Annotated in this window: 3 protein-coding genes; 2 read left to right on the top strand and 1 reads right to left on the bottom strand. The window is 39.0% G+C overall.

Annotation, left to right across the window (positions count from 1 at the left end; genetic code table 11):
- Positions 1 to 97: 97 nt before the first annotated feature.
- Positions 98 to 1,516 (bottom strand): sialate O-acetylesterase, encoded by a 1,419-nt coding sequence (locus BACCELL_RS22655; protein ID WP_007214441.1) that lies wholly within the window; start codon positions 1,514 to 1,516, stop codon positions 98 to 100.
- Between the two features lie 265 nt (positions 1,517 to 1,781).
- Here BACCELL_RS22655 and BACCELL_RS22650 point away from each other — a divergent pair, with 265 nt between their 5' ends.
- Both BACCELL_RS22650 and BACCELL_RS22645 read left to right on the top strand, forming a co-directional pair.
- Positions 1,782 to 3,782 carry a retaining alpha-galactosidase gene (locus BACCELL_RS22650; RefSeq protein WP_007214440.1) on the top strand — a complete coding sequence of 667 codons (2,001 nt, stop codon included), beginning with the start codon at positions 1,782 to 1,784 and terminating at the stop codon, positions 3,780 to 3,782.
- Between the two features lie 13 nt (positions 3,783 to 3,795).
- Positions 3,796 to 4,487: sugar-binding domain-containing protein (locus BACCELL_RS22645; protein WP_007214439.1), on the top strand; the 692-nt coding region annotated here is incomplete at its 3' end.

Below are 4,487 nucleotides of genomic sequence, written 5' to 3'. Positions count from 1 at the left end.
GAACTGCCCCCAAAAGTTAGACACGAAACTTTAGGAGCAGTTCTCTTAAAACGATAATTCCGTTTGATTTGTTAGCAATGTGAATAATAGATAATGTTTACCAATTATCTGTGCGGAATAGGCAAGCCGGTAGGCCATCCTTATTATAAAGATTTCCGTCCGGATTGTTCTCCCAGTTATAGCGTACAGCAATAGGGTTAGGAACTTTCGGATTCCAAATAACAATTCGATTATCTTTGAGTTCTCCCTGTGCCCAGTAGAATTTTTTATCTTCTCCTGCGATGGTAAACCCTTGCAGACATCCATATCGGCTGCGTATTTCTAAACCGGAACCTGTATTTTTGAATGTAATTATGATTTTGTCACCATTGATTTCCATACGTTCGAACATGGGGCTTTCACTGACAATATCCGGACGCCCATACTCGTGATGCAACACTTGTAATGCTACCCTCATACCTACTTCTTGTTTGTTGCGAGGATGAAGATCATGCGGATCTCCTAAGTCGCTGGTAACAATGAGATGGGTTTTAGGAACTGTTAGAACTTTACGCTGAGCATCTCGTATTTCCGCCCAAAGTGGTGTCTTGTTAGTAGAATCGAAGTTGGGAAGTTGGATGATATAAAACGGTAATTCTGAATTCCAGCGATTACGCCAGTCACTGATCATACATGTGAGCCAATCGGTATAAGGTTCTGCATTTCCTACATTGTTCTCTCCTTGATACCAGACGACTCCTTTAATGGCGAAGGATAGCAGTGGATGGATCATTGCATTGTATACCAATGATGGATAATCATTACGCTTTGCTTCCTTATTTGTTCGTGTAAAGTATTCTGTAGGGGGGGATAGTTTCTCGTTTTTGTTATATCGGTCTAGTCGTTTTTGTGGTAGTGTATTGGCAGCTTCCAGACTTGTCCAGGTTTCTACGATTGTACCGCCCCATGATGAATTTATAATACCAATAGGTATATTTGTTTCCTCATAAACCTTTCTAGCGAAGAAATAAGCCACTCCAGAGAAACGACCTACGGTTTCAGGTGAACATACGAGCCATGTTGTGCTGATTGTATCTTTAGGGGATAATTCCATGCGGCGAGGTATGTTTAAAGTTCGGATTTGTGAATAGTTGGCATTCTTTTTCTCCACTTCCGCATTAGTGACGTTGTTTACTACCCATTGCATGTTAGACTGTCCGCTACATAACCATACATCTCCGATAAGAATATCCTTGATACTTATTTGGTTGTCTTTTCCGGTGATTTGCAGTTGATAGGGACCTCCGGCTTCCAGAGCTTTCAGGTTAACTTCCCAGTATCCCTTGGCGTCGGCTTTTGCCGTTTGTTTTTGCTCTGCGAATAAAATTTGTATTTTCTCCTTTGGATCAGCCTGTCCCCATATACGAATAGGCTGGTTCCTTTGTAGTACCATTCCATTGGAATAGATGGCTGGCAATGTCACTTTGGCTTGTACACTTAAAGAGGCAAATAGAAAAATAAATAATAAATGTTTCATGGTAGATTATTTTTTATGCGAAAGTAAGTGAATGCTATAACATATACAATAGATGTGCAGATAAAATTATCGGAAACGATTTCGTGCTTCATGTATTAGATAAACGTCTTGTATATAGTGTTTTAATGTGAAAGTGAATTTGCAAACGTTCCCGGTGTTTTCATACATAAACAGTAAACCGGACTTAAGTAAATGTCTATATTTGTGACGCATTATTTAATTTAGTATTAATCAAAATATCACTTTAAACCAATAAAATCGATTTATGAGAAGATTTTGTCTGACACTTACATTTCTGAGTGCATTCTTGAGTTTTAGTATAGCTCAAAAACAATATCAGTTAAAGTCACCGAATGGGAAGCTTGAACTAAGTATCGAAGCCGATGATCAAATTTGTTATTCCTTAAGACATGAAAATACAGCGATTATTGTCTCTTCGCCGATTTCCATGTCATTAAGCAATAATAAAATATTAGGCGTGAAGTCTAAAGTTAAGAATATACGTAGGCGTGTGATTGATGAGAATATCACTACTGCCATTTACAAACGGAGTGAGATAAGAAATCGTTGCAATGAGCTGTCTCTTACTTTCAGGGATGGATTTCAATTAGAATTCAGAGCTTATGATGAAGGAGTTGCATATCGCTTCGTCGTTACGGAGAATAAGCCTTTTAATGTAATAGCTGAAGAAGCTACATTTAATTTTGACGATGATTATATGGTGTATATTCCCTATGTGAGAGGAGGAAAAAATAAAAAGGTGGAAGACCAGTTCTTCAATTCTTTTGAGAATATCTATACACATGTCAATCTAAGTGAAATGGGTACTAATCAATTGGCTTTTACTCCGGTTGTTGTGGAGTTGAAAGATGGAAAGAAGCTTTGTATTGCAGAATCAGACGTGGAGAGTTATCCTGGCATGTTTGTTCGCAATGCGAATCAGTCTAATTCTTTGAAAGGTGTTTTTGCTCCGTATCCGAAAGAAACGGTACAAGGTGGGCACAACAAATTACAAAAACTGGTTACTGCAAGAGAAGATTATATTGCGAAGTGTTCCGGTAGACGAAGTTTTCCCTGGCGCATTGCTATTGTATCTTCTGATGATAAAGAGCTCCTTGATAATGATATGGTTTATAAACTGGCTGCTCCCTCCCGCTTGGAGGATACTTCATGGATTAAGCCTGGCAAGGTGGCTTGGGAATGGTGGAACAGTTGTGGGTTGTCCGGTGTGGATTTCAAAGCTGGTGTGAACAATGTTACCTATAAAGCCTATATTGATTTTGCTTCTAAGCATGGTATTGAGTATGTGATTTTGGATGAAGGCTGGGCCGTAAATCTAAAAGCTGATTTATTTCAGGTTGTGCCGGAAATAGATTTGAAAGAGTTGGTTGCTTATGCTGATTCTAAACATGTAGGGCTGATTTTGTGGGCTGGTTATTATGCTTTTGAACGTGATTTGGAAAGAATCTGCAAACATTATTCGGAATTGGGTATTAAAGGATTCAAGGTAGATTTCATGGACCGTGACGATCAGGCAATGGTTGATTTTCACTATCGTGGGGCTGAGATAGCTGCAAAATACCATTTAATGTTAGATTATCATGGCACTTATAAGCCGACAGGAATGAATCGTACTTATCCGAATGTGATTAATTTTGAGGGCGTACATGGCTTGGAACAGTTAAAGTTTTCTGGCAGTGAGAATGTGGATCAGGTTACCTATGATGTGACTATGCCTTTCATTCGTATGATTGCAGGACCTGTGGATTATACTCAAGGCGCAATGAAAAATGGCAATAAACGCAATTTTCGTGCTGTTAATGAAGAACCTATGAGTATGGGAACCCGTTGCCGCCAGCTGGCTGAATATGTAATATTCGAAGCTCCGCTATCTATGTTGTGTGATAGTCCTGTTCTCTATGAGCGTGAATCTGAGTGTACCTCTTATATTTCAGATATTCCGACAGTATGGGATGAGACAAGGGCCTTGAATGGAAAAATAGGAGAATATATCTCAATGGCCCGTCGTAAAGGAGATGTTTGGTATGTAGGAGCGTTGACTAACTGGAAAAAGCGTACGATGGAATTTGATTTGTCATTTCTGGGTGAAGGTAAATGGACAATTGAGCTTTATAAGGACGGTATAAATGCGGATAAGATAGCTTCTGATTATCGGAAGTCTGTTATCTTTGTTCCCCAAAATCGTAAACTAACAGTGAATTTGGCAGAAGGTGGAGGATGTGCAATGAAAATTTATAAAAAGTAATAGAGAAATATTTATGAAGAAGAAATTTTTAGGTTGGATTTTATTTCTGATAACTATCTGTAATGGCCAGTACGTTGGTGCTCAGGAGTTACTGACAAATGTATATGGCAGACAATATACTTTCTTGAATGGAAAGTGGAATGTTATTATTGATCCTTATCAGCAAGGTCGGCGAACCTCTATCTATAAGAACAGACCTTTGAGAAATAAGGCTGACTTTAAAGAGTATGAGTTCGAAGGAGGGTTACGTTTGAATGTACCTTCCGATTGGAATTCGCAGCTTCCTGAACTTAAATATTATGAAGGTACGGTGTGGTATGCCCGCAAATTTAAGGTGAATAAAAATCAGGATGAGAATCTGTTTCTCTACTTCGGAGCTGTGAGTTACCGTTGCCGGGTCTATCTGAATGGAAAAGAGATAGGTAGTCATGAAGGTGGATTTACGCCATTTCAGTTCAATATCACTGATTTGATAATAGAAGGAGAAAATTTTCTGGCTGTGGAAGTGAATAATACTCGGACGGTAGATGCAATTCCTGCGCTGTCATTTGACTGGTGGAATTATGGCGGCATAACGCGTGATGTGATGTTGGTACATACTCCTAAAGTATATATCAGCAATTACTTTATACAACTGGATAAATACAAGCCGGATTATATTCATGCGATCTTGCAACTGTCAGAGCGGAAAGCGGGTCAGAAAGT

It is taken from the genome of Bacteroides cellulosilyticus DSM 14838 (genome assembly GCF_000158035.1).
GTDB classification, from domain to species: domain Bacteria; phylum Bacteroidota; class Bacteroidia; order Bacteroidales; family Bacteroidaceae; genus Bacteroides; species Bacteroides cellulosilyticus.
The sequence above is the reverse complement of the archived record's forward strand: the minus strand, read 5'-3'. Positions and strand labels throughout refer to the sequence as shown.

Excerpts from the sequence above, each read along its gene's own strand:
- BACCELL_RS22650 (WP_007214440.1), top strand. The coding sequence starts at position 1,782 with ATGAGAAGATTTTGTCTGACACTTACATTTCTGAGTGCATTCTTGAGT.
- BACCELL_RS22655 (WP_007214441.1), bottom strand. The coding sequence starts at position 1,516 with ATGAAACATTTATTATTTATTTTTCTATTTGCCTCTTTAAGTGTACAA.